Origin of the sequence: Lacibacter sp. H375 (assembly GCF_037892425.1) — a bacterium.
GTDB lineage: Bacteria > Bacteroidota > Bacteroidia > Chitinophagales > Chitinophagaceae > Lacibacter.
Genome location: NZ_JBBKTT010000001.1, coordinates 2,365,228 through 2,389,468, shown reverse-complemented (window position 1 = coordinate 2,389,468; position 24,241 = coordinate 2,365,228). Strand labels below are relative to the sequence as shown.

General features: G+C 40.5%; 20 protein-coding genes. 10 read left to right on the top strand and 10 right to left on the bottom strand.

The features are described from left to right. Positions 1-8: 8 nt before the first annotated feature. Positions 9-596: a DUF4136 domain-containing protein gene (locus WG954_RS10595; protein ID WP_340436253.1), complete on the top strand. Its 588-nt coding sequence runs from the start codon at positions 9-11 to the stop codon at positions 594-596. Between the two features lie 63 nt (positions 597-659). Here WG954_RS10595 and WG954_RS10590 read toward each other — a convergent pair whose 3' ends face one another. The 7 genes from WG954_RS10590 to WG954_RS10560 all read right to left on the bottom strand — a co-directional run bounded on the left by WG954_RS10590 (position 660) and on the right by WG954_RS10560 (position 12,558). Further along, complete coding sequence (locus WG954_RS10590; RefSeq protein WP_340436252.1) at positions 660-2,891, bottom strand: glycoside hydrolase family 3 N-terminal domain-containing protein; 2,232 nt, start codon at positions 2,889-2,891, stop codon at positions 660-662. Positions 2,892-2,930: 39 nt separating this feature from the next. After that, on the bottom strand, positions 2,931-3,731 hold the full coding sequence (locus tag WG954_RS10585; protein WP_340436249.1) for a glycoside hydrolase family 16 protein: 801 nt from the start codon (positions 3,729-3,731) through the stop codon (positions 2,931-2,933). A 130-nt stretch (positions 3,732-3,861) separates the two neighbouring features. Further along, complete coding sequence (locus WG954_RS10580; protein WP_340436247.1) at positions 3,862-4,890, bottom strand: family 16 glycosylhydrolase; 1,029 nt, start codon at positions 4,888-4,890, stop codon at positions 3,862-3,864. A 3-nt stretch (positions 4,891-4,893) separates the two neighbouring features. Beyond that, on the bottom strand, positions 4,894-5,790 hold the full coding sequence (locus WG954_RS10575) for a PKD domain-containing protein (protein ID WP_340436246.1): 897 nt from the start codon (positions 5,788-5,790) through the stop codon (positions 4,894-4,896). A gap of 18 nt (positions 5,791-5,808) precedes the next feature. Next, positions 5,809-7,872, bottom strand: coding sequence for a PKD domain-containing protein (locus WG954_RS10570; RefSeq protein ID WP_340436244.1), 2,064 nt, complete (start codon positions 7,870-7,872; stop codon positions 5,809-5,811). 26 nt (positions 7,873-7,898) lie between these two features. Then, positions 7,899-9,410 carry a RagB/SusD family nutrient uptake outer membrane protein gene (locus WG954_RS10565; RefSeq protein ID WP_340436242.1) on the bottom strand — a complete coding sequence of 504 codons (1,512 nt, stop codon included), beginning with the start codon at positions 9,408-9,410 and terminating at the stop codon, positions 7,899-7,901. A 22-nt stretch (positions 9,411-9,432) separates the two neighbouring features. Beyond that, positions 9,433-12,558 carry a SusC/RagA family TonB-linked outer membrane protein gene (locus WG954_RS10560; RefSeq protein ID WP_340436240.1) on the bottom strand — a complete coding sequence of 1,042 codons (3,126 nt, stop codon included), beginning with the start codon at positions 12,556-12,558 and terminating at the stop codon, positions 9,433-9,435. A 202-nt stretch (positions 12,559-12,760) separates the two neighbouring features. Between WG954_RS10560 and WG954_RS10555 the strand changes: the two genes are divergently transcribed. The 4 genes from WG954_RS10555 (at position 12,761) to WG954_RS10540 (ending at position 18,389) form a co-directional block, all read left to right on the top strand. Then, on the top strand, positions 12,761-15,655 hold the full coding sequence (locus WG954_RS10555; RefSeq protein ID WP_340436239.1) for a ligand-binding sensor domain-containing protein: 2,895 nt from the start codon (positions 12,761-12,763) through the stop codon (positions 15,653-15,655). 206 nt (positions 15,656-15,861) lie between these two features. Further along, positions 15,862-16,614, top strand: a complete 753-nt coding sequence (locus WG954_RS10550; protein WP_340436237.1) for an MlaE family ABC transporter permease — start codon at positions 15,862-15,864, stop codon at positions 16,612-16,614. Positions 16,615-16,620: 6 nt separating this feature from the next. After that, positions 16,621-17,415, top strand: coding sequence for an ABC transporter ATP-binding protein (locus WG954_RS10545; RefSeq protein WP_340436235.1), 795 nt, complete (start codon positions 16,621-16,623; stop codon positions 17,413-17,415). After that, the gene (locus WG954_RS10540; RefSeq protein WP_340436234.1) at positions 17,397-18,389 is read left to right on the top strand and encodes an MlaD family protein; all 993 of its coding nucleotides are present in this window, start codon (positions 17,397-17,399) and stop codon (positions 18,387-18,389) included. The genes WG954_RS10545 and WG954_RS10540 overlap by 19 nt, the downstream gene beginning before the upstream one ends. Positions 18,390-18,401: 12 nt before the next feature. On the opposite strand, the gene WG954_RS10535 is transcribed toward WG954_RS10540, so the two are convergent. Beyond that, on the bottom strand, positions 18,402-18,788 hold the full coding sequence (locus tag WG954_RS10535) for a hypothetical protein (protein WP_340436232.1): 387 nt from the start codon (positions 18,786-18,788) through the stop codon (positions 18,402-18,404). A gap of 191 nt (positions 18,789-18,979) precedes the next feature. Between WG954_RS10535 and WG954_RS10530 the strand changes: the two genes are divergently transcribed. From WG954_RS10530 to WG954_RS10510, 5 genes are all read left to right on the top strand, one after another. Further along, complete coding sequence (locus tag WG954_RS10530) at positions 18,980-19,501, top strand: YciE/YciF ferroxidase family protein (protein ID WP_340436230.1); 522 nt, start codon at positions 18,980-18,982, stop codon at positions 19,499-19,501. 15 nt (positions 19,502-19,516) lie between these two features. After that, the gene (locus WG954_RS10525) at positions 19,517-20,170 is read left to right on the top strand and encodes a dienelactone hydrolase family protein (protein WP_340436228.1); all 654 of its coding nucleotides are present in this window, start codon (positions 19,517-19,519) and stop codon (positions 20,168-20,170) included. Between the two features lie 19 nt (positions 20,171-20,189). After that, positions 20,190-20,825, top strand: a complete 636-nt coding sequence (locus WG954_RS10520; protein WP_340436226.1) for a phosphoribosyltransferase — start codon at positions 20,190-20,192, stop codon at positions 20,823-20,825. Positions 20,826-20,941: 116 nt separating this feature from the next. Further along, complete coding sequence (locus tag WG954_RS10515; RefSeq protein ID WP_340436225.1) at positions 20,942-21,388, top strand: Hsp20/alpha crystallin family protein; 447 nt, start codon at positions 20,942-20,944, stop codon at positions 21,386-21,388. Positions 21,389-21,441: 53 nt separating this feature from the next. Beyond that, positions 21,442-22,074, top strand: a complete 633-nt coding sequence (locus tag WG954_RS10510; RefSeq protein ID WP_340436223.1) for a hypothetical protein — start codon at positions 21,442-21,444, stop codon at positions 22,072-22,074. A gap of 116 nt (positions 22,075-22,190) precedes the next feature. Here the strand turns inward: WG954_RS10510 and WG954_RS10505 are convergent, their stop codons facing one another. After that, on the bottom strand, positions 22,191-23,342 hold the full coding sequence (locus WG954_RS10505) for a hypothetical protein (protein WP_340436221.1): 1,152 nt from the start codon (positions 23,340-23,342) through the stop codon (positions 22,191-22,193). Then, positions 23,343-24,122, bottom strand: coding sequence for an ABC transporter ATP-binding protein (locus tag WG954_RS10500; protein ID WP_340436219.1), 780 nt, complete (start codon positions 24,120-24,122; stop codon positions 23,343-23,345). Positions 24,123-24,241 lie beyond the last annotated feature (119 nt).

Sequence of the window (24,241 nt, the reverse complement as noted above, 5' to 3'; positions counted from 1 at the left end):
GAGGCATTATGAAAAAGAACCTGAGCGGATGGATGTTTTTACCGGCCTTGCTCTTGTTTATTGTTGGTTGCGGACCTGCAGCCCACATTGAAAAAGATCAGGCATTTAATTTTTCCAATTACAAAACGTTTGCATGGGTTGACAAAGATGGTGAAGGACGCAATGATCGTAACAACAACAACGATATTGCAGAAGCTAATATCCGTGCAGCCGTAAGTAAGGAATTAACAAAAGCAGGATGGAGCGAAACGAAACGTCGTCCGGATATTTTATTGAGTTATGATCTGTTGGTAGAACGTTCTACCATACAAAATAACGATCCGGTTTATTCGCAGCCTTTCTACAGAACATTCTATAGCCCCTATTACAGGCGTTACTTTATTGTAAACTATCCTTCTCAGTTTGTTGGCTACGACCGTAGCGAACGAACAGTTAAGGAAGGAACTATAACTGTTAACATGATCGATGCCAGCAGTGGTAAAACAGTATGGCAAGGTTGGGCTACAGATGAGGTGAGCAACCGTAACATCAGTTCGAAAGAAATTGAAGCCGCAGTAAGATCCATCTTTAAAAAAGCCGACTTAGCGAAGCGCTAAAAACAACAAACCCTTTCAACATTGAAAGGGTTTTGTTTTGCTGCTATGATACTGATTGCTTTACTACTTTTTCAATTCGAACTTAGCTTCCTTCACATCACGGCTATTACCGCCAATGAACAATTTAAAATCACCCGGCTCATAGATGTACTGTAGTTTGTCATTATAGAAACGAAGATCGTTTGCAGTCAGTGTAAACTGCACTTGTTTACTTTCGCCTTTATTGATCTTTATTTTCTTGAAGCCTTTTAATTCTTTCACCGGACGAACAACCGAACCTGTAATATCACGGATGTACAACTGTACTACTTCCTCTCCATCATAATTACCATTGTTGGTTACAGTAACAGTTGCGGTTAATGTTTCACCGGGTTTAAAAGATGATCTGTTCAATTGAATATCGCTGTACTGAAACTTCGTATAACTCAATCCAAAACCAAATGGGTATTGCGGACTGTTGAGCAGATCAGTATAAGCCGATACATAGTTTATATCGGTTTCTGTTTTAGCAGGACGACCCGTGTTGTAATAGTTATAGTAAATTGGAATTTGTCCTTCGCTGCGTGGAAAGGTCATTGGTAATTTGCCCGAAGGATTATAGTCACCAAACAATACATCACTAATTGCATCAGCACCTTTTGTTCCCAGCCACCAGGTATATAAGATTGCTGGCACATGCTCCGCCGTCCAGTTAAACACCAATGGACGACCAGCTGCAATTAAAACGATAACAGGTTTACCAGTTGCTGCAACTGCTTTTATTAAGTCTTCCTGCACACCAGGCAAATGAATATTACTGCGGCTCTTTGCCTCGCCACTCATATTTCTTGTTTCACCCACATAGATCACAACTACATCGCTTTGATTGGCTGCATCAACAGCTGCTGCAAAACCAGCACGGCTGCTATCTGTCAACTCACAACCTTTTGCATAAAGCAACTGGGTGTTGCTGCCAACTTTATTTTGAATAGATTGATAAAGACTCGGCACACGTGCAGAATCATCATCCCAATCATAACTCCAGAAACCAAGATGTTCTTTTATTGCCTTCACCAACGGACCAATAAGAGCGATCTTTTTTGTTTGCTTTGAAAGTGGCAAGGTTTGGTTGTTATTTTTCAGCAATACAATACTTTTTGCAGCTATATCTTTTGATGCAGCAAGATGCTGTGGATTATTCCATTGCTCTTTCTCTCTTTGCACATTGCTGAATTTGTATGGATCAGCAAACAAACCCAGTTCATATTTTTTACGAAGAATGCGGCGCACTGCATCATCGATCACAGCCATCTTTACTTTTCCTTCTTTTACCAAGCGGGAAAGATGCTGAATGTATGCACGGCTTTCCATATCCATATCACTGCCTGCATTTGCTGCAAGCATTGCTGCTTCATAATTATCTTTTGCAAAACCATGGTTCACCATTTCACCCACACTACCCCAATCGCTCACTACAAATCCTTTGAACTTCCATTGTCCTTTTAAAATGTCACGCTGCAAAAAACGATTACCCGTTGCCGGTATACCATTCAGATCATTAAACGAATTCATGAATGTTGCAGCACCTGCATCTGCTGCTGCCTTAAACGGTGGCAGATAAGTTTCATACAACATGCGTGGACTCATATCAACTGAATTATAATCACGACCGCCAACAGCTGCGCCATAAGCGGCAAAATGTTTTACACAAGCCAGCACGGCATCTGTATTCCCAAAACCTTTCCCCTGGAAACCGTTCACCCTTGCTTTTGCAATGAGCGAACCAAGAAGAGGATCTTCACCTGCACCTTCCATTACACGACCCCAACGTGGGTCACGACCAATATCAACCATTGGAGCAAACGTCCAATGAATACCTGCTGCACTTGCTTCAATAGCTGCAATGCGTGCACTGAGTTCAATGGCTTCCATATCCCAGCTTGCGGCTTCTGCCAATGGCAATGGAAAAATTGTTCGGTAACCATGAATTACATCCTGTCCAAACAGTAACGGAATTTTCAAACGTGATTGCATGGCAATTTCCTGCAACGAACGTGTACGTTCTGCACCTGTTACGTTGAGGTAAGAACCGATCATTCCCTTACGTACCTGCGTTTGCTTATCGCCATCTTTTGTAATAGGGCCGGTTGCAGCAAAGTCGCTGCTGTATTGATTCATTTGCCCGATCTTTTCTTCAAGCGTCATTAAGCGTATCAATGAATCGAGAAAGCGATTCATCTTTACTTCATTTGTTGCTTGTGCCAATAAAACTGCTGAGCTGAAAGAAAAGCAGAGTAAGAGTGCAACACGTTTCATGATCTTGTGTTGATTAAGAGTTAAGACTATCGTTTACTATTACTGATACACCCGAACGTAATCTATTTCCATGCGTTGGGAGAAGATGCTGTCATCAACACCAAATTTTCCTCCCCAATTACCGCCCACAGCAATATTCATCAGTAAATGAAATTGTTTGTCGAACGGCCACGCAGCACTTCCTGATTTCTTATTATTGAACCGATGATATTCCTTTCCGTCGAGCATGAAAATGATTTTATCAGCCATCCATTCGATTGCATACACATGAAATGCAGTAGAAAGATCTTTCACGGAAATTGCCGTACCAACCTGTGTGCCCTGTCCGTGATTGTATGCTCCTGTGTGCACTGTGGCAAATAATGAATCGGGCCAATAACCAACATTTTCCATAATATCAATTTCACCACTATGTGGCCAGCCCCCATATTCCCAATTGGTAGGTAGCATCCAAATAGCAGGCCACATACCACGACCTGCAGGAAGTTTTGCTTTTACTTCAATACGTCCGTATTTCCAATCGCCTTTGTTTTTAGATACTAGCCGTGCAGATGTATAATTCGCATCTTCCATTTTTTCTTTATGTGCTTCTATAATGAGTTTGCCATTTTCTACACGTGCATTTTCTTTTCGCTTCGCTGTATAATACTGCAGCTCATTATTACCCCATCCGCAATTATTCGGGCAACCACGACCAAGATCATAACTCCATTTTGCGGAGTCAGGCAAACCGTTTGTATTAAACTCATCTGCCCAGACTAATTTCTTTTTTTGTGCCTGTGTAGTTGTGAGCCCCACAAACAACAACAATGCAGCAAGCCGTACTATGTATGTTTTCATAATAACTTATTAATGTGTAAGGATAAAGAGAAGAAAAGTGAAAGATATTTGATTCAATAAAAAAACATGATTCACTTTTGCTATTGATTACGGGGAATACTCTCAACTCCCCTTCTGCTATATGATCATTTTATTGATAAACCCGTATGTAATCGACCTCCAGTGTTGCTGCTGTAACATTTGGATCAACAGCACCGCCGAATGTTCCTCCCATTGCCAGGTTCATGATGATGAAAAAATTATGATTGAATGGAATAGCTGTTGAATTAGCAACCGTATGAAACAACACGTCATCCACATAAATTTTAATTGCTGCAGCGGTCCACTCAACCTTATAAATATGAAACTCAGTTGATGCATTGCTGATAATGCGTGAACTCCCATCAGCATTACCACCTGAACGGCCGGGATAATGCAACGTTCCGAAAATGCGGTTAAGATCATTACCCTTGTGTTCCATAATATCTATCTCTCCACATGCAGGCCAACCTGCTGTGGCGATATTTGCACCTAACATCCAGATAGCTGGCCATGTGCCACCGCCAGATGGAAGTTTTGCACGCACTTCAACAATACCATACTTGAAGGAAAATTTATTGGCGGTTAACATCCGTGTTGATGTGTAATTAAACCCACTGTAGTTTTCTTTCTTTAACATGATACGCAGTAACCCATTTTCTACAATTACATTATCTGAACGATTGGTATAATACTGTTTCTCCTGGTTGCCCCAGCCATCGGTACCGTTACCAATATCATAACCCCACTTAGCAGGATCAGGTGCACCGCTTGTTGTAAACTCATCACTAAAGATCAATGACAAACCAACTGCTACAGTGATCTGGATTGTTTTTGATACAGTTTTTCCACCTGCACTTTTTGCAGTAACTGTTACGCTGTAGGTTCCTGATGCAGGATATTTGTACGTCACTTTACCGGATGGCACTAATGCAAACACACCATTACCATAACCATACTCGTAAGTTGCAGCGTTTGTTGCAGCAGCCGTGAACTCTACGTTGCCGCTATTATCAGTACTTACCACTGCATTGAGCGTAAGGTTTGTTGGTGCCGTATCGGTGTTACCCGGGCTGCCTTTTTTCTTACAAGAGAAAAAAGACAGCGCAGATAACAACACTATTGAACAGATTCTTGTCATGTATTATGATTTCACTTTTAATTTCTGATACCATGCATTACCATCTATTCCAATGTTTCGAATGTGCATTGTTGTTGCGGTAAGAGATAATATCTCGTAGGTTCTTCCGCCTGTACCAAAAATGATCAATCCATTACCTGGTACATCAAACTGTATCCTTGTTGAGACAGCTGGTGTTGATGTAGAGGTTGCATCCATGAACGCTAACTTTTTTGTACCGGATGCTGTTACTCCAAGACATGCATCGCCACCACCGAATCCATAAAATGCTGTTGAGGCGCCAATAGAAAATGATTGTCCTTTATTATCGATGCTCATCAGGATATTATTATTCGCATCTTTTGAAAAAGTGATCTCATCGTCATACGAGCAGGCATCTCTTGAATTAGGTCCTGCTTCATACCAAATAGGAGAAAACTGATCGTTTGGTCCAACACCAAAATGTCCCGGAGCCTCTTTATCTGAAACCCATATTTTGGAAGTGCCGCCAGTTATATTCTGTAAGATGGTTGCCGGAATTTCAAATGCCACAAATACTCTTATCTTTTTGCTGATGGTAGACACAACGCCACCTGTTCCTACAGCTTTTACTGTAATAACATAATCAGCAGTACCGGGTGAATTATATTTATAATTGATGGTACCGGATGGCACTATTTGCGATTTGCCATCACCAAAATCAATATTGTAAGTGAGTGCATTTTTTGCAGTTGTTGTAATCACTACATTTCCTGTTCCATTTCCGTTTGGATTGTTTCCATCCACACCTGCAACCGCAGCCGTAAGTGTAAGATCCGATGGCGTTTTAAAATCGCCAAAGTTGTATTCCTTTTTTTCGCAACCCGCCAGGAAAGCAATTGCAAGGAACACAAGTGCGAAAGATTTTATTTTCTTTATCATGATGTATGATTTATGAAATTAATTAAGTGAAATATCATCAACGTAAAACGTATAGTTTGCAGAGCCATCACCTGCTGTTCCCAAATCAAAAATTAATACAATTTTTGTGTAGAACCCGAATGGTAAAGTAGAATAATCAAACGTTAATTCTTCCCACGCATTAGCCGCAGTAGTTGCAACTTCTTTTTCAAATGCCACACCCGGACCTTCAACTTTAAATAAAACTTTTGCACCTGCTCTTGGTGAAAACACTTTCATTTTAAAATTTGTTTTTCCTGTAAAATTGATTGGGTTCACCAACTCCATCAAACTTCCTCCCCATACCTGACCTGGGTTTTTTATCATACGTGCCACTTTTGTGCTTGTATTAATTCCCGTAGCAGAAGGATTATTCACTATAGATAAATTTCCTCCATCAAAATTAGTGATGTAATAACTGTAAGAAGTTGACTGAAAATCTATTGGAAGATTGATATAATTTGGAACCACATTCGCAGAAAGAAACATTACATCATCCCAATAGAAAACTTTATCATCACCATCCTTCCCGAAATTAAAAAAGATAGAAGCCATATCGTAATTATTAGCAAGATTGAGTGAAGCTGTTCCTGCAGATGGATTGGCAAAATCAAATACCAGTGTTTCCCATGTATTAGCGGCTTCTGTTATTGCTTCGGTTTCAACCGATTTGGTATTATCATTATGGTCTTCCAATTTTAAACGAACACGAAGGCCCGCTGCCGGAGAATATACTCTTACACTCATTTGTGTTTGACTTGCAGTAAAAGGAACTTTCGATGTAAAGTATGCGCCAATTGTTGTTCCGGCCCATGAAGCCGCACCTGTTGGTTTGGTTGTTTTCTTTACTTTATTCGCTGCATTTGTCGGGTCAACATCATTTACAGTTGTTGCGCCTCCAAAATCAGTTACTGCATAATTCAAAGCGGCATTATCAAATGTTACAGGCAGTGTTAATGGTACTGTAGGAATTTGATTGGTTAAACGGATATCATCAAACAGAAATGTAAAGTTGGCAGAACCATCACCTACTGTACCCAATTCAAAGATGAGTACAATTTTCTGGTATGAATTTCCTGTATTGATCGCATTGTAATCAAACACAAGATCTTCCCATGCGTTAGCAACTGTAGTTGCGGTTTCTTTTTCAAAACTGATACCGCCATTAGTTGCATTCTCTACTTTCAACAACACTTTAGCTCCCACTCTTGGTGAATACACTTTCATGCGAAATACTTTGTTGGCAGAAAAATCAATGGGCGCTCCTAATGTTATTACACTGCCACCCCATACTTCCGGCGCACTCTTTACCATGCGTCCAACTTTGTTAGTTGTGTTAATACCGCTTTTATTAGGGTTGTTGATGACAGTAACATTACCCCCACCGAAATTGATGAAATTGTATTGCAACGTTGCAGATTCAAATGTCAAAGGCAGCAATACTGGATCAACTATTGTTATGGTCTTTGTAAACTGTGTTGTAGCAGCACCACCACTTAACGCCACCACTCTTACAGTGTAAGTTCCAACAGCTGCGTAAGTGTGACTGATGGTTTCGCCTTCCAAAAAAGAAACCGGAACCTCATTTGGCACATCACCAAAATACACACGGAACATGGTTTCGTATTGTGCCTTTGCACTAACGTTTACTTTAAAGTTATTCGCTACATCCACATCTGCAATTACTTCTAAATTTTCCGGTGCACGGAACGAAACAGTAAGTTGCTGTGTTGCTTCCGTTGCTTTACCTGTGATATTGTAGCCCACGATTTTTACGTTATACACGCCTTCTGCATATTTATGAGTGGTATTTTTCCCTGCCTGCACTTTAGCAGGTGCAGTTGTTGCATCACCATAATATACATCAAAGGAAACAGCGCCTTCGCCGTTTGGTGTAATGGTTACATTACCGGTATTATCCTGTGTAATTTCAAACAGTGCCGACAACTTTCCTGCCGTAGCTGCACTATTAAGAAATGAAATATCATCATTCAATTCCTGCTTACAACCCGAAACAACGAGCAGTAAAACCACAAACTGAATGATATTTTTTATTGTACGCATGATTTTCAGTTTTTAATGTGTTGGAATTAGTAATTATTATTTTGGGTGATACCTGATATATCCCTTTCTCTTTGCGGAATAGGAAATACTTCATGTTTACCCGTAACAAACCCGGTGAGCTTTGTTGCGGCTTGTCCTGTGCGTACAAGATCAAAAAAGCGATCGCCTTCCATACCCAGCTCCAATCTGCGTTCATCCCAGATTGCCTGGCGCAATGCAGTGCCCGTTGCTGTTACATCATGCAGGTTATCATTAAATGCACGACGGCGAACAAGGTTAAGATAAGTTTGTGCTTTTGTATCATTTGGAGTTGAAGAGCGGTTGAAAGCTTCAGCAGCCAGTAACAATACTTCTGCATACCTGATGATGCGGAAATTGTTGGTGTAGTTTAATTCCAACTGACCACTTGTTTCACCTTTACGTGGTAAATACTTCTGGTTGTATAAACCCGTATTCTTGTAAGGTGCAACCTGGTAAGTAATATTAAAAGCGGGGTTGGCATTTTTATAAGCTTCAATATCCAACACTGTTGCTGCTTTACGTTGATCGCCTGCTGCATAAGCATTCGCTAAATTTTGGGTTGGAAGATTGGTACTCCAGCCGGCAGCATAGGGCATAGCGCTTGAGCCATTTAAACCACGCACACCATTTTGTTGCACGGCATAGTTACCCTGGCCTCTTGTTGCACCGCCCCAGTTGTAATAAGGTGATGTGTTTGAGTACTGAATTTCAAATACAGATTCAGGACCGTTCTCACCACTTGCCAGATACATTGATGCAAAGTTTGGAACAAGAGAAAAAGCATTAGCAGTAATAATACTTTCGAGTATTGGTGCTGCTGCATCAAACTTGTTTTGATAGATAAAAACTTTACCAAGTAACGCCTGTGCCGCATATTTTGTAATGCGACCCTTTTGCGCCTGTATTGCAGGTAATACGGCAACAGCGGCAGTAAGGTCGGCTTCAATTTGTTTGTAAACATCTGCCTTGGGTGAGCGTTGTAATGTTTTACTTTCAGCAAGCGTTAAACGTTTCTGAACGAACAAAGGAACATCACCAAACATTTTCACTAAGGTGAAGTAATAGTAGGCTCGGCAAAAAAGTACTTCACCGTAAAGGGCTTCTTTACCCGGAAAGTCAATTGTATTGCCGGCTATATTTTTTGCTTTGTACTGCGTCATGTAATTGGCTCGGTTAATACCTTCATAAGCCGATTGCCAGATGTCTGTCAATGTTGAATTAACAGGTGTATGCGTATAATCATCAATTTGCTGAAGCGATAATACATCGGATGCATTTTCGCCACCGCTCACTGCATTATCAGAAGCAATATCGCCGATGGGTACTACCTGGTTAATCCATTGCAAAGGAGAATACACACTCACCGCCATTGTACGGTAATCGGTTTCTGATGCCAGGTAGGCTCCCTCAGTTACAAGGAAGTCATCCTTCGGATCATAATCAACCCATTTTTTACAGGAGGCAAGCAATGCAATCAGCAGAAATAAGCTTGCAATTTTTATTGTAATTTTTTTCATTTCAACTATTTTTTATGAATACTTATAATTTGATATCAAGACCAACTGAATAGGTTCTTGCCTGTGGATATGCCCCACGATCAACACCTGTATCAAGAATACCACCTGCTATCTCAGGATCGAAACCGGTGTACTTGGTAAAGGTGAATGCATTACGCACCTGCACATAAATACGCACACGGCTGAACACTTTCCTGGTAGCTGCTTCAGGGAATGTATAACCTAATAACAGGTTTTTGATTTTTACAAACGATCCGTCTTCTACATAACGTTCTGATACACGGATGTTGCTGTTGGCATCAGTAAATGAGTAACGTGGGGTACGCACATCATTTGTAGTGCCTGCACCTGTCCAGCGGCCTAATACATCTCTTGATTTGTTACTGAAGTTTGCATTACGCTCATAAGCCCTGTACACCTCGTTACCAACCGAAGCATAGGTAAACATATTAAAGTCGAAATTTTTGTATTCAAGACCAAGGTTCCAACCCATTGTAAATTCGGGGAACGGATCACCAATCTTGGTTTGATCATCGGCGTTGATTTTGCCATCACCATTTACATCTACAAAACGGATATCACCCGGTTGTGCACCTGCCTGTGTTGGAGCTTTCGAAATTTCATCAAAGGTTTGGAACAATCCATTGGTTTTGTAACCATAGAAATAACCGGGGGTTTGTCCTTTTTCAAAAACAGTTACCGATTGTGATTGACCGTTGAAATAAAATCCTCCGGGAATTCTTGCGGTACCATCATCATTGGTTGCAGTTACAACGTTACGTGATGTAGTAAAATTTAACGAAGTAGTGAGTCTGAAATCTTTACCGATCGTTTCATTATAACCCAATGTAAGATCTACACCTTTGCTTGAAGTTGAACCAATATTCGCAACCGGCGCTTCAAGTGTGCCGAGGTATAAAGAAATAGAGGGTGTAAATAATAAACCATCCACTTTCTTCTCAAAATAATCAGCAGTAATAGAGAATTTCTTTTTGTAGAACGTAAGATCAAATCCAACATTCATCTGTAATTGATTTTCCCAACGCAAGCCGGGGTTAGCAGCGGTACCAACAGTAGAGCCATTATAAGGCACGTCACCAAATGTGTAACCATTGCTGTTTGCTGTTGGTCCATAACCGGTGTTTACGCCGCCGGTAACAATACGTACTGCTTGTGGGTTTACATTTTCATTACCTACTGAACCATAACTTCCACGCACTTTCAGATAATCAATAAAAGAAGATTTAAAGAAGTCTTCATTTGTTACAACCCAGCCGAGAGAGCCTGATAAGAAATTAGCAAACTTATTATCTGTACCAAAAGCATACGAACCATCTCTTCGTGCAGTAAACGATGCTAAATATTTGTTCTCATAATCATAATTCAAACGGGTAAAATAAGAAATATTCTTTCTGAAATACTGGTAATAGTAACCACTGAGTGCATTGCTGTTTGTTGCGTTATTATTTCCTGTAGCTGCGGTGAAGTCAGCAAAGTCCCATGAGTTAAATGGTACGTCCTGGCGGCTTGCACCTGCTGCATTACCTGAAATTTTTGCGAGTGAAAAACCTGCTACTGTTTCAAAATTATGTTTGTTATTAATTTCGAAATTATAATTACCATAGGTTTCCCAGGTGTAATTAAAGTTGCTCGATTTTTCGTGTGAGACACTGTTGAAACGTCCGGCTATTTTTGCACCGCTGGCATCCATACTGTTCTCCACATTCAATGGGCCATAAAACACTAATGGATTAAAGCTTTTTGCATTACCGTCGTACTTTGTATAACCAAAACGGCTGCTTACAGAAAGCCCTTTGATGATGGTATATTGCATCTCAAACTTGCCGTACAGTTTTGTACCTATGTTCTTGTTATACGTATTATCCAGTTTTGTAAGTGGGTTAAATATTTCCGACAACAACAGGTTACTGAAACCATATTTACCAACTGTATTTGGTACAGTGTTTAAGACCGGAACAGTTGGATCAAAATTCAACGCACTGCCTAACACGCTGTTGAATGAATTTTCCTGCACACCTCTGCTGTCGAGCAGAACTGCTGTTGTATTTAAAAAGAATTTTAATTTTTTGGTGAGATCAAAACTAAGATTGGCGGTAAAGTTGCCACGGTTAAATCTCGATTTGTCATTTCCACCAACAATACCACCCTGGTTCAGGAACGCAGCAGACAAGAAGTAAGTCATTTTATCGCTTCCACCTCTTGCAGCAATGTTGTGCGTTTGGAAAGTAGCATTTTTAAATACTTCGTTTTGCCAGTTGGTGCCAACACCAAGCGTTGAAAGGTTGGGGAAGATGGGGCTGCCACCTGCTGTTACACTACCCTCATTCAGCATGGCGCCATATTCTGTGGCGTTTAATACACCAATGGTATTCATTACCTGCTGCACGCCATAGTTGGTGCTTAAAGTGATATCTGCCTTTTGGTTTTTGCGACCACCTTTGGTTGTAACAACGATAACACCGTTACCACCTTTTACACCATAAATAGCCGTTGCCGATGCATCCTTCAATACATTGATTGATTCAATATCGGCCGGGTTAATGGAATTAAAATCGGTTAATGTTTGGGGAACACCGTCAATAATAACAGTGGGGTCAACACCGGAGAACGAAGGAATACCACGGATAAGCACCGTTGGCTTCGAACCTGGGGAACCACTTTGAATAACACTTACGCCCGAAGCACGACCTTGTAAGGCTTCTTCAGTACGCACTGGTTTCAATTTTTCGATATCAGCAGCCTTCACAGTAGAGATGGCACCTGAAACTTTTGTTACCCGCTGAGTACCGTAACCCACTACCACTACCTCGCCAAGGCTGGCAGAGGAACTTTCTTCAAGTTGGATATCGGCAGTGCCGGAACCAGTTACAGTGTAACGGAAATCGGCCAGCCCGGTGTAGGTAATCAGCAGTACAGCACCACGGGAAGCAGAAATTGTGAAACGGCCAGTGGCATCGGTAAACGTGGAATTTGATGAACCAACTACCTGCACGGTTGCGCCAACTAATGGCTCACCCGTTGCTTTGTTTTTTACGCTTCCGGAAACAGATAAACTCTGTGCGAAAGACTGCTGCAAAAAAATGCCGAGGAAAACTACAAGACACAGAATTGTGTACTTACATTTCATAAAGCAATCGTTTTAGTTATTAAATAATCGATGGGGAATTGAGAAGCTAAAGTTATTCTCAACCTCTACAGCAATGAAATAATATGCCTCATCATTACTACATCAGAAAATTCAATAAATTGATTATCAATTGATTTATACTACATCAATACTACATCAGCAAAATTTCTTTACATTCACTTTCTAATTACGATGCCTGCTGATGAAGAATTTGCTTCTCTTCTTTCTTTTTCCTTTAACAAGCTTGGGCCAAAACACAATTGGCCTGCCTGATGTAATCAATTACTCCAAACAATCGTATGCTGCAGGGTTGCAGAACTGGGATATTAAGCAGGACAAGAATGGCATCATCTATATAGCCAACAATGAAGGTTTATTAAGTTTTGATGGCAGGTATTGGACGCTTTTCCCACTACCCAATCGCACCATAGTACGGTCAGTAGAGATCGGTACCGATAATAAAATATACGTAGGCGGGCAAGACGAGCTTGGGTATTTTGCCCCCGCAGCCAATGGACGGTTGATCTATTATCCGCTAAATGAGTTTATCCCCGAAAGAGACAAATCCTTTGGCGATGTGTGGGATATTGTTGCTTACAAAAAGGATGTGTTCTTCCGTACATCTACCAAAATCTTCAAGTTCAGCAACCAGGCCGTCGCAACATTTAGGGCTGTTTCTGAATGGTCGTATATGGGTGTTTGCAACGACCGGCTCTTTGCACACGATTTTGTAAATGGTTTGCTCCAGTTTGAGAATAATGTAATGTCAACCATACCAGTAACCGGTGGCCCGTTGCCGAATGATCCCGTTACAGGTATTCTTCCTGCCGGTAAAGACAGCATTTTGATCACCACTCTTAAGAATGGCATCTTTCATTTTACCGGCAATACTCTCTCTAAACTTGTTTCGCCTAATAACAGCCTGTTTCAAAGTGAACGGATCTATTCAACTACTCCTATTAATAAGGAGTGGATGGCATTGGCTACAAACAACAGTGGCGTTTACATCATTGATCTGAAAGGGAACATTATTCAAACCTTTTCGAAAACCGAAGGATTACAGAATAACAATGTCCTCAGCATATTTCTCGACAACCAACGCAATCTCTGGCTGGGGCTTGATAATGGTGTGGATTTTATTGCGTACAACAGCGCCATTAAACATATTACTCCATTCGGACAGGATGGCTCGGGCTATACCGCTATCATTTATAATAACAGGCTTTACACTGGCACATCAAATGGATTATTTAGTGTTGGTCTGCAACAAATGAGTGATCTCAGTTTCAGTAAAGGAAGTTTTCAACCGGTAAATAATACTAAGGGGCAAACCTGGGGTATGGCAGAGATTAACAACCGACTCTTGCTCGGTCATCATGAAGGTGCATTCCTCATCAAGGATAATACAGCCGTTCCTTTTTCAAACGATGCAGGGTTTTGGAATTTCGTTCCGCTTTCTTCCACTTTTCCGGCGCAGAAAATTGTTTCAGGTACATATAAGAATCTTCAGTTCTTCAATTTCAACAACGGTCAGTTTACTTCAGCGGGAGCAGTACCAAGTTTTACCGAATCGTCAAGGTTTGTGACAATCGATGAAAATGATCATATCTGGATATCGCATCCTTACCATGGTGTGTATGAGCTTGTTCAATCAGGAGATGGGAAGTATAGCATAACCACTTATACCAATCAACATGGTCTGCCTTCTATTCTGAATAATCATGTTTATAAAGTAAAGAATGAAGTTGTTGTTGCAACTGAGAAGGGTGTATATGTGTTTGATCAAAAATCAAAAAAGTTTGCGCCTTCTGCTTTTTATCAAAAGATAATCGGTAATCAAAGTGTGCGTTACCTGAAAGAAGATGCTACCGGCAATGTTTGGTTCATACACGAAAAAACGTTAGGCGTAATTGATTTGTCCGGAAAAGAACCTGCTGTAATTTATTTACCTGAGCTGAACACAAAAATGTTAAGTGGCTTTGAATTTTTGTATGCAGTGAATGAACAAAATATTTTTCTTGGTGGTGAAAAAGGATTTTATCATATCAATTATGAGAAGTATAAACAAACAGCCACCAACCTGCAAGTGCAGATACGTGCTGTAAGGATTATCAACCAAACCGATAGTCTTTTGTTTGGCGGCTACTTCAAAGCTATAAATGAAAAACAGTTGCAGGAAAAAACTGATGTGCATAGCGTAGCCAACAGTTGGAAAACGATCCGTTTCGATTTTGCTTCACCATTGTTTGGTTTGCAATCAAATCTAGAATACAGTTTTCGCTTGAATGGTTTTGATAACAACTGGAGCGAATGGAGTAAGCGTACAGAAAAAGAATACACCAACCTGCCTGCAGGCAGCTATAGCTTTGAAGTAAAAGTGCGGAATAATCTTGGCAACGAATCGGAAGCCGCTGTATATGCGTTTGAGATGCTGCCGCCCTGGTATCAAACAGTGTGGGCCTATCTTTTTTACTTGCTTTTATTTGGTGCAGGTGTGTATGCATTGTTTAAATGGCAACAGAAAAAGTTTAAGGAACAACAAGCCAAACATGATGAAGAACAAAAACGTTTACAATATATCTACGAACTGGAGCGGAGTAAAACAGAAAGTGAATTAGTAACGTTGCGCAATGAAAAACTGGAAGTAGAGATCAACTTTAAAAACTCTGAGCTTGCCTCTTCTGCCATGCACCTTGTAAAGAAAGGTGAACTACTCACTAAGATAAAAGCAGAGTTGGCGCATGTGATGAAAGTATCAGACAACCCACAAGCTGTTAGTGAATTGAAGAAGATGATGAAATCATTAGGTGAAGATGATAACATGGATAAAGAATGGGAAAACTTCACCAAGCACTTTGATAAAGTACACAGTGATTTTATTGTAAGCTTAAAAGAAACACATCCATCCATTACCAGCAATGAAATAAAACTATGCGCTTACCTGCGCATGAATTTAAGCACCAAAGAAATTGCACAGCTGATGAATATTTCTGTACGTGGTGTAGAGATCAGCCGTTACCGTTTACGCAAGAAACTAGGCATAGGTACCGAAACAAACCTGTTTGATTATTTGATTCAATTGCATAAAGAGGATTAGCATTCTACCTATCAGACACCTCATTAATAAATATGCACCTGCCATTATTATACCCATCTAAAATTTAAGGCCTTGCAGATGCTGGTTAGTTTTAAAATCAGTCTTGCTTCTGATATGCGTCACAAGCAAGGCTGACGGTCTTCATTTGGCAGCAACTGATTATTGTCAACATTTGGTATTGATATAAATCAGTCATGTTTGCCACAATGAAAAAGATGCTCGTTGAAACCGGCCTTCTTGGTCGTTTTTCCCTCAGGTTCATTGGACAAACTATGCAGGCTCGTTTTGAATTCACTGAGTTTGTTCGACAATGTTTCATGATCGGTTACAAATCATTTCCTCTTGTGGGGCTTACGGGTTTTATTATGGGGCTTGTACTCACCATGCAACTTCGTCCTGCCCTGCTCGATTACGGCGTTGCAACTGAACTACCGGAAATGGTAGGCATAGCAATTGTACGGGAAATAGGGCCTGTTATAACGGCCTTGATCTTTGCCGGTAAGATTGGCAGCAGCATTGGTGCAGAACTGGGCAGCATGAAAGTAACTGAACAGATCGATGCTATGGAAGTCAGCGGCACCAATCCTTACAAATATTTAGTGGTTACAAGAGTCCTTGCATCAACATGCATGTTGCCGCTGCTGGTCATTGCAGGTGATGCCATTGCGTTATACGGCTCCTATATTGGTGTAAACATAAGAGGTGTTACCAGTTTTCAATTGTTTTTTAAAATGGTGTTTGATGGTTTGGCATTCAGCGATGTGATGCCCGCTTTTATCAAATCATTTTTCTTTGGGTTTGCTATTGGTATGATCGGTTGCTATAAAGGTTACCATGCACAAAAAGGAACAGAAGGTGTTGGACGTGCAGCTAACTCAGCCGTAGTGGTAAGTTCCGTTGCAGTATTTATAATTGATCTGCTGGCTGTCCAGATCACTGACCTGCTTGGTTTAAACTGATGAATAATGTTTGAGGAGAAAACAATACAACATAAAACTATAACTGAAGAAAACCGTGAGCCGGTTATTTCAATCAGGCATTTGTATAAATCATTTGGAAACAATCATGTGCTGAAAGATTTTAATCTCGATGTATTAAGAGGAGAAAATGTTGTTGTACTGGGCAAATCAGGTTCAGGAAAATCTGTACTCATTAAATGCATTATCGGTTTACTGGAACAGGATGCAGGCGACATAATGGTTTTAAATGAAGATGTGATAAAGCTCAACATAAAAGAACTAGACATACTTCGTGCAAAAGTGGGATTCCTGTTTCAAAGTAATGCCTTGTATGATTCAATGACGGTGCGTGAGAATCTTGAATTCCCGTTGCGTCGTCATTGGATAAAAGTAACAGCAGCAGAAACCAATGATAAAGTGATGGAAGTGCTAACCAATGTTGGCCTGGCACACACCGTTGATATGATGCCAGCTGAACTTTCTGGTGGTATGCGTAAACGCATTGCATTGGCAAGAACATTGATTCTAGATCCGGAGATCATGTTGTATGATGAACCTACAACAGGGCTTGACCCCATCACTGCTAAAGAGATCAGTGAACTGATGCTGGAAATGGGTGAGAAATACAACACATCATCGATCATTATTTCACACGATATGAATTGCATACGCATGACAGCCGACCGAATTGTAATGCTGATCGATGGGAAATGTTATACGCAAGGAAGCTATCAGGAACTGGAACAAAATAATGATCCGCTCGTAAAACAATTTTTTGAACAATGGCAAAGCAAACAATAAATAACATCAAACTGGGCATTTTCATGTTTGCCGGGTTGTTCCTGCTCATTTTAGGTTTGTATATGATTGGCAAAGACAGCAATCTCTTCAGCCGTAATTATGTTTTGAAAGCAAGGTTTGAACATGTGCAGGGTTTAACACCAGGCAACAATATCCGTTATGCAGGTATACAGGTGGGCACAGTAAAAAAAGTTTCCATCATTAACGATACATCCATAGAAGTAACGATGTTGATTGAAGAAGACATGAAACAATATATCCGTGTGAATGATGTGGTAAGCATTTCAACCGATGGCTTGATGGGAAATAAATTACTGCAGATCACACCCGCAAAAGACGGATCAGCATTTGCAGTGAGCGGCGATGTATTACGCACCAAGAAAATCATCAGCACCGATGAGATGCTGGAGCTTTTGAACCGCACCAACCAGAACGTAGCTGTTATTTCAGAAGATCTGAAAACAACTGTTCACCGCATTAACAACAGCTCAGCTTTGTGGGAAGTGCTCGACAACAAAGCATTACCTAAAAATATTCTTGCATCAGTCAATAACATTCGCTCAGCAACAGTAAAAGCAGATTTGATGGTGAAAGATTTGCAAACCATTATTGGTGATGTAAAACAAGGCAAAGGATCGCTGGGAAAAATTATTACTGATACAGCCATTGCTTACAACCTGAATGAAGCCATTGAAAAAATAAAACTGGTGGGCAGCAATGCCGACTCGCTGGCAACCGATTTACATGCTTTTACTCTTTCTGTTAAAAACGATCTGAACTATGGCAAAGGCCCTGTTCATAGTTTACTGAAAGATTCTATTCTTGTGCAAAAGCTGAATAACAGTTTGCAGAATATTGAAAAAGGAACCGATGGTTTTAACCAGAACATGGAAGCGTTGAAAACTAATTTTTTGTTCAGGGGTTATTTCAGGCGATTGGAAAAGCAGAAGAAAGAAGCGGAAAAGAAGAAATGATACGTCAATTTTTCACACCGCCCATTTACCTTTCAATTGCCAGCTCAGCAACAACATCATTAATCCAATACCGAGATATACAAACTGTAACCAATGCAGCACAGCAATGAGCAGCATTTGCACTACCACCCAACCTATAAGCATTACGGCGCCGCCAATGCTCCAATTGTAACGCATCGGGTGGTTCTGCATATTAAGCAGTACAGCTATGAGATTTGTTCCGCCCACCACAATGCAAAGTATTAAACCAGGCACAAAAAAATTACCGAACGGTGTTGCTTTAAGTAACGCAGTTGTCATGCCGAACAAAGAACCTTCGGGGTAACTCATAAGTAATGCCCCTGATACAATAGCTGTAAGAGCCACAAATGCCGTAAGCAGAAATAAAAACAGTTTCATGTCTTCATTTTTATTTTAATAGTAGTTCCGGGGGAACATTTTTTATTGCGAAAAAGAGAGCCACAATCATCATTCCAAAACACATTCTTTTTAACACAAAAAGCAATGAGTATAGTCAGAAATCGCATGATAGTCATCATTGGAAAAAGTTATTCAATGAAATATATTCGGTCACGATAAAATGCATGCATATGAAACAGGAACTCACAACTATTACAACGCTCCACAACCTGCTCGATCATGAAGCAAGTAAATTCTCCAGTGCAGAAATGCAATTGAGCAATGCATTACCTCAATGGATCAGCAAAGCCAGTTCATTGAAACTGAAAACGGTTTTGCAGAGGTACAAAGATGACATTGGCGAACATTTGACCAACCTGGAAGAATTTGTAAATGCGGAACGGCTTACTTCATTAAGTCTTATGAACCGCATCATGAGCGCTTATATTCAGGATACAAATGAAAAACTGGTTATGTGTGCCGACGCTGAAGTGACAGACGCCTGCCTGTTGGCAAGCGTGCAAATGATCAATCATTTTAAGATCAGTGCTTATGGAACATCTGCCGCTTTTGCCAACACATTGGGTATGGAGAAAGCTGCTAATTTTTTCCATAAGGCAGAAGTGCAGGAAAAACAAATTGACGACCGTTTAACACAACTCGCACAGTACGAAATAAACATAAGAGCAAAGTCGCCGATTGTTTTACCATAAGAAAAACCAGAAGCAATGATGAATTTCCGGTTTAATAGTGAAATCGATATTCCGCTCGGTACTGTTGTACTGGAGGGTGAATTGATTATTCCTTTAAATGCAGAGGGTATTGTAATTTTTTCACATGGAAGCGGAAGCAGCCGACACAGTCCACGCAACCGCATGGTTGCTGCTTACCTGCACGAACAGAATTTCGGAACCTTGCTGTTCGACCTGCTCACACTTGAAGAAGATAGGCGTTACCAAAATCGTTTCGATATACGCCTGCTCACACAGCGCCTGTATAATGTTACCAAATGGCTGGAAAAACATCCGGCTGCAGCAGGTTGCAGCATTGGCTATTTTGGTGCCAGTACAGGTGCTGCATCTGCATTGCAGGCTGCGGCACGCTTACCGGAAATAGCAGCAGTGGTATCGAGAGGTGGCAGGCCAGATTTGGCAGCAGATGAATTATATAAAGTAACTGCTCCCACTTTACTGATTGTGGGAGGAGAAGATGCTGTTGTACTTGAGCTGAACCGCCAGGCATACGAACAGCTTACCTGTGTTAAACGCCTTGATATTGTAGAGGGTGCCACGCATTTGTTTGAAGAAGAAGGCAAAATGGAAATTGTAGAAAAGCTTGCAGCAAAATGGTTTCTGAAATATCTGCAGCCAGTGAATGCATAAACAGTTAAACGAAAAAACCATGACATTCAATGACAGAATGGATGCGGGTTTACAGTTAGCATTTAAACTGAAGAAGTATGTGATAGACCCATGTGTTGTATTGGCCGTTCCCAGAGGGGGTGTGCCTGTTGCATATACAGTTGCAAGTGAATTAAATTTCCCCATGCAACTGGTGCTCACGAAAAAGATTGGTCATCCTATCAATAAAGAATATGCCATTGGTGCTGCCAGCCTTAGTGATTACTTTGTAATACCACATGATGATGTAACGGAAGTATATATTCAACAGGAAGTAAAGAGAGTGCAGGATAAATTAAAAGACATGCAGCAGAAATTTATGGGTGATCGCACAATTCTTCCATTGAAAGGTAAAACAGTCATTATTGTGGATGATGGTATTGCCACAGGTAACACCATGCTGGCCACGTTGAAAGTGATACGCAAAGAAGAACCCGAAAAAATAATTATAGCTGTTCCGGTTACTTCTGCAGAAGCATACAAAAAATTAGCAAAAGAAACAGATGAGTTCATTTGTTTGCTGATAGCAGAAGAGTTCTATGGCGTTGGTGCTTTTTACGACGATTTTAAACAGGTAACGGATGAAGACGTGAAAACCTATATCAATAACCTGCAACAAAAAGAAAAATTCTATTAAACTAAGTATGTATTCCTGAAATTAAACATTAACCTAGTCCCTGTTGAAAGTATGTACCTGCTTATGAAAACAAGGTGGTGCGAAAAAACCGATTGCCAAACTTGTAAATCTTAAATATGGAACATTATACTTCAAAAAGCAGCGTGCACTATATCTATCCCGGAGAATATACTCCTTTACCTGAACTTGAACGTTTGGCTGAAGAACTGAAGTTACACAGGGAAGGTACAGTTGTGCAGCCATTGGTGAATGTGCGTGACAGAGCAGAGAGTTTTACTATTGAAGTAGCCATACCCGGCGTAAAACGGGAGAATTTTCTACTTGCAGTGAAAGATCATATTTTATCAATTGCGCTGTTTGTGAAGAGCAGTATTGATTGTGTTACTGAAAACTTTCATTTGCATGAGTTCAATTATGATTGCTTCGACCGGCATATACTTTTGCCTGACAATGTAAACCCTGAATTAGCATCAGCATCTTACAAAGAAGGTCTTCTGCATATTTATATTCCTAAAGAATCAGCCCCTGTAAAAACAGAAGCATTACGAATTGTTGTTTACTGATCTCTTTTTCACCGCCTGCTATCATTATCTGTGAAAAAATAAAACAGGTAAATATGAAAAAGATAAAATGGCTGGCAGTACTTCTTGTTTTTTTGCTCACAGGATGTACCTCTACAAAAATTACAAGCAGTTGGAAGGCACAAAACATTGAAGCAAAGCAATACAGTAAAATACTGGTACTCGGGTTGATCCGTGATACAGACAGGAGCCTGCAGGAGAAAATGGAAGCACACCTGGTGGGTGACCTGAAAGAGAAAGGCTACAATGCAGTAGGCTCATTAAGTGAATACGGACCAAAAGCTTTCAGCAATATGACCGAAGCTGAAGCGGTTAGCAAATTAAAAGCGAGTGCTGTCGATGCGGTGATCACTATTGTGCTGCTCGATAAACAAAAAGAACGCAGCTATGTACCGGGCCGCCTTTACTACTCACCCTATGGCATCTATTACAATCGCTTCTGGGGGTATTATGGAACGCTTAATTACAGGATTTATGAACAAGGATATTATGTTACCGACACTGAATATTTTTGGGAAAGTAATGTGTATGACATGAGTACACAATCCTTGATCTATTCTGTACAAACAAAATCATTTGATCCTGCTAACTCAGAAAGCTTAGGACATGAGTACGGAAAGCTGATCATTAATGAAATGGTGAAAAATAATATCCTGCAGCAGAAATAGTCTTACGGGAACTCTTCGTGTAATGACAGGCCGGTAGTATTTTCAATTTAACTCATGAAAATGTTACCGGTCTTTTCAATAAGTATACTGCCTGAAACAAGTTCTGTACTCACACTTCAAAAACTCCACTTCATTCGTAAAATGGCTCGTGTACTCACTGCACGAAATGAGCTATTGAGTTCAGAAAAGAAACTCTGCCCAACAAGATCCGCATCAAGATTAGTTGCAAGATTATAACGAACAGCAGGAAGCAATATCAAAAGGTTGGTACCTGGTGTATAAAGCACACTCACATTAGCCGACAATAAGGGAGTAATTTCCTTTGATGCCGTTGCAATTAAATTCCATTTGGTGGGCATCAGGTTTTGTGGCGACAGTTTCAGATTAATAGTGCCAAAGTTATTCACCACCGTATCAATACCTCTGCTGTTATAAAGCGTACTGAAATTTGCATACCAGCCTTTCTTAAACATATGATCCCATTCCAGTACAACATTCAAACGATCATCCTTATCCTTACTATTGAAATAATATTGCAGCTCTCCTTTTATTCCACTCTCGTTGATACTGCCGGCCCATGCTGCTCCTGCTGAAGCCTGTTTATACACCCAACCGGTTAGTACATGAAAATCATAATTCCATTTATTGAAGGAGAAACGGGCAGCGGCAATATCGCCTTTGTTATTACCGATAGATGCATACGCAAGTTCAATATTTCCGAAATCATTAAACTGGTATTGCAGTTTGGCCGCATCTACCCCTGCACGTTCTTCATAATCAAAATCAAGAAAATTATAAGAGTTAAATACATCGTTGGGATTCCAGGTAGTTGTTACACCCCAATTGATGCGTTGCCGTCCAACTCTTACAGTCCATTTTTCCGTTCGGTAATCAATATACAAGCGCTCAGTATTTGTATGCAGGACGACAGATGAAGAGTTGACCCATTGTACCTGCAGATTTATTTTTTCATTTTCATTTCTCAGAAGTGATGAAAAAGAAGCTGTCTGTTTTATTTCCTCGCCCCAGAATAAACGGTTGCGTATTTGTGCCACAGCCGTAAACGTTGAAGAGGGCATCCATTTTATATTAATACGGTTATGCAACAAATTACCGGACGTAACCTGCTTGCTCAAATGATCAAACGTAAGGTTCTCCATGTTTTTGAGATAACCTTTTACCTCCCATTTTTCTTTTGATTCAACGCTATCCTGTGCCCAGGCAAATTGGCAACACAGAACCGATACTATCAATAGAGAGGCTTTCATTCAGGTTGTTTCAAGTGTGTGAGCCTGCGTGATGTCAACAGCAGCAGTATCTGATGCGATCTTTCCATCAACCAATGTGATGACCCTTCTTGCTCTGCTGATGACACGTTGATCATGCGTAGAAAAAAGAAACGTAATGTTTTCTTCCTTGTTCAGATCGGCCATAATATCGAGCAGATTCGCTGCCGACTTTGAATCAAGATTAGCTGTCGGCTCATCTGCCAAAATAAATTGTGGTTTTGATGCAAGTGCTCGTGCAACAGCTACCCGTTGCTGTTGCCCGCCGGATAATTGCGCCGGACGTGTATCCATTTTTTCTTCCATCGAGATCTGTTTGAATAATTGCTTCACCCGTTCATCCCGTTCTTTTTTCTTCACTCCCTGCAACAGCATAATAAATTCAACATTTTCTTTTGCCGTTAATACCGGGATTAAATTGTACGATTGAAAAACGAAACCGATATTCTGTAAACGAAAATCAATCAGCTGTCTTGCAGAAAGCCTGGTTATATCCACACCATTGATCATGATATTTCCCTGGTCGGGTTTATCCAATCCACCGATCATGTTGAGCAATGTTGTTTTACCCGAACCTGACGGACCAACCAATGCAGTAAACTCACCACGCTCCAAATGCAGATGCACATTGTTGACAGCATACACCGGTATGGTTTCAGGATTATACACCTTACTGATGTTATGCGCATCAATTACGGTTTCCATCTTACCATCGTTACCTGTTATTAGGTGTACAGTACTGGTGTTTCGTTCGTTTTTCATGTTTTGTAATTAGGCCCGTGCAGAACGAGTTCATCCGTATGGGCATTTCAACAAAATTTATTTTATCATCACTTAATCATTCGAACAACTTTTTTATGTGCTTAGTAATTCTCTTCCCT

Excerpts from the sequence above, each read along its gene's own strand:
- WG954_RS10595 (WP_340436253.1), top strand. The coding sequence starts at position 9 with ATGAAAAAGAACCTGAGCGGATGGATGTTTTTACCGGCCTTGCTCTTG.
- WG954_RS10590 (WP_340436252.1), bottom strand. The coding sequence starts at position 2,891 with ATGAAACGTGTTGCACTCTTACTCTGCTTTTCTTTCAGCTCAGCAGTT.
- WG954_RS10585 (WP_340436249.1), bottom strand. The coding sequence starts at position 3,731 with ATGAAAACATACATAGTACGGCTTGCTGCATTGTTGTTGTTTGTGGGG.
- WG954_RS10580 (WP_340436247.1), bottom strand. The coding sequence starts at position 4,890 with ATGACAAGAATCTGTTCAATAGTGTTGTTATCTGCGCTGTCTTTTTTC.
- WG954_RS10575 (WP_340436246.1), bottom strand. The coding sequence starts at position 5,790 with ATGATAAAGAAAATAAAATCTTTCGCACTTGTGTTCCTTGCAATTGCT.
- WG954_RS10570 (WP_340436244.1), bottom strand. The coding sequence starts at position 7,872 with ATGCGTACAATAAAAAATATCATTCAGTTTGTGGTTTTACTGCTCGTT.
- WG954_RS10565 (WP_340436242.1), bottom strand. The coding sequence starts at position 9,410 with ATGAAAAAAATTACAATAAAAATTGCAAGCTTATTTCTGCTGATTGCA.
- WG954_RS10560 (WP_340436240.1), bottom strand. The coding sequence starts at position 12,558 with ATGAAATGTAAGTACACAATTCTGTGTCTTGTAGTTTTCCTCGGCATT.
- WG954_RS10555 (WP_340436239.1), top strand. The coding sequence starts at position 12,761 with ATGAAGAATTTGCTTCTCTTCTTTCTTTTTCCTTTAACAAGCTTGGGC.
- WG954_RS10550 (WP_340436237.1), top strand. The coding sequence starts at position 15,862 with ATGAAAAAGATGCTCGTTGAAACCGGCCTTCTTGGTCGTTTTTCCCTC.
- WG954_RS10545 (WP_340436235.1), top strand. The coding sequence starts at position 16,621 with ATGTTTGAGGAGAAAACAATACAACATAAAACTATAACTGAAGAAAAC.
- WG954_RS10540 (WP_340436234.1), top strand. The coding sequence starts at position 17,397 with ATGGCAAAGCAAACAATAAATAACATCAAACTGGGCATTTTCATGTTT.
- WG954_RS10535 (WP_340436232.1), bottom strand. The coding sequence starts at position 18,788 with ATGAAACTGTTTTTATTTCTGCTTACGGCATTTGTGGCTCTTACAGCT.
- WG954_RS10530 (WP_340436230.1), top strand. The coding sequence starts at position 18,980 with ATGAAACAGGAACTCACAACTATTACAACGCTCCACAACCTGCTCGAT.
- WG954_RS10525 (WP_340436228.1), top strand. The coding sequence starts at position 19,517 with ATGATGAATTTCCGGTTTAATAGTGAAATCGATATTCCGCTCGGTACT.
- WG954_RS10520 (WP_340436226.1), top strand. The coding sequence starts at position 20,190 with ATGACATTCAATGACAGAATGGATGCGGGTTTACAGTTAGCATTTAAA.
- WG954_RS10515 (WP_340436225.1), top strand. The coding sequence starts at position 20,942 with ATGGAACATTATACTTCAAAAAGCAGCGTGCACTATATCTATCCCGGA.
- WG954_RS10510 (WP_340436223.1), top strand. The coding sequence starts at position 21,442 with ATGAAAAAGATAAAATGGCTGGCAGTACTTCTTGTTTTTTTGCTCACA.
- WG954_RS10505 (WP_340436221.1), bottom strand. The coding sequence starts at position 23,342 with ATGAAAGCCTCTCTATTGATAGTATCGGTTCTGTGTTGCCAATTTGCC.
- WG954_RS10500 (WP_340436219.1), bottom strand. The coding sequence starts at position 24,122 with ATGAAAAACGAACGAAACACCAGTACTGTACACCTAATAACAGGTAAC.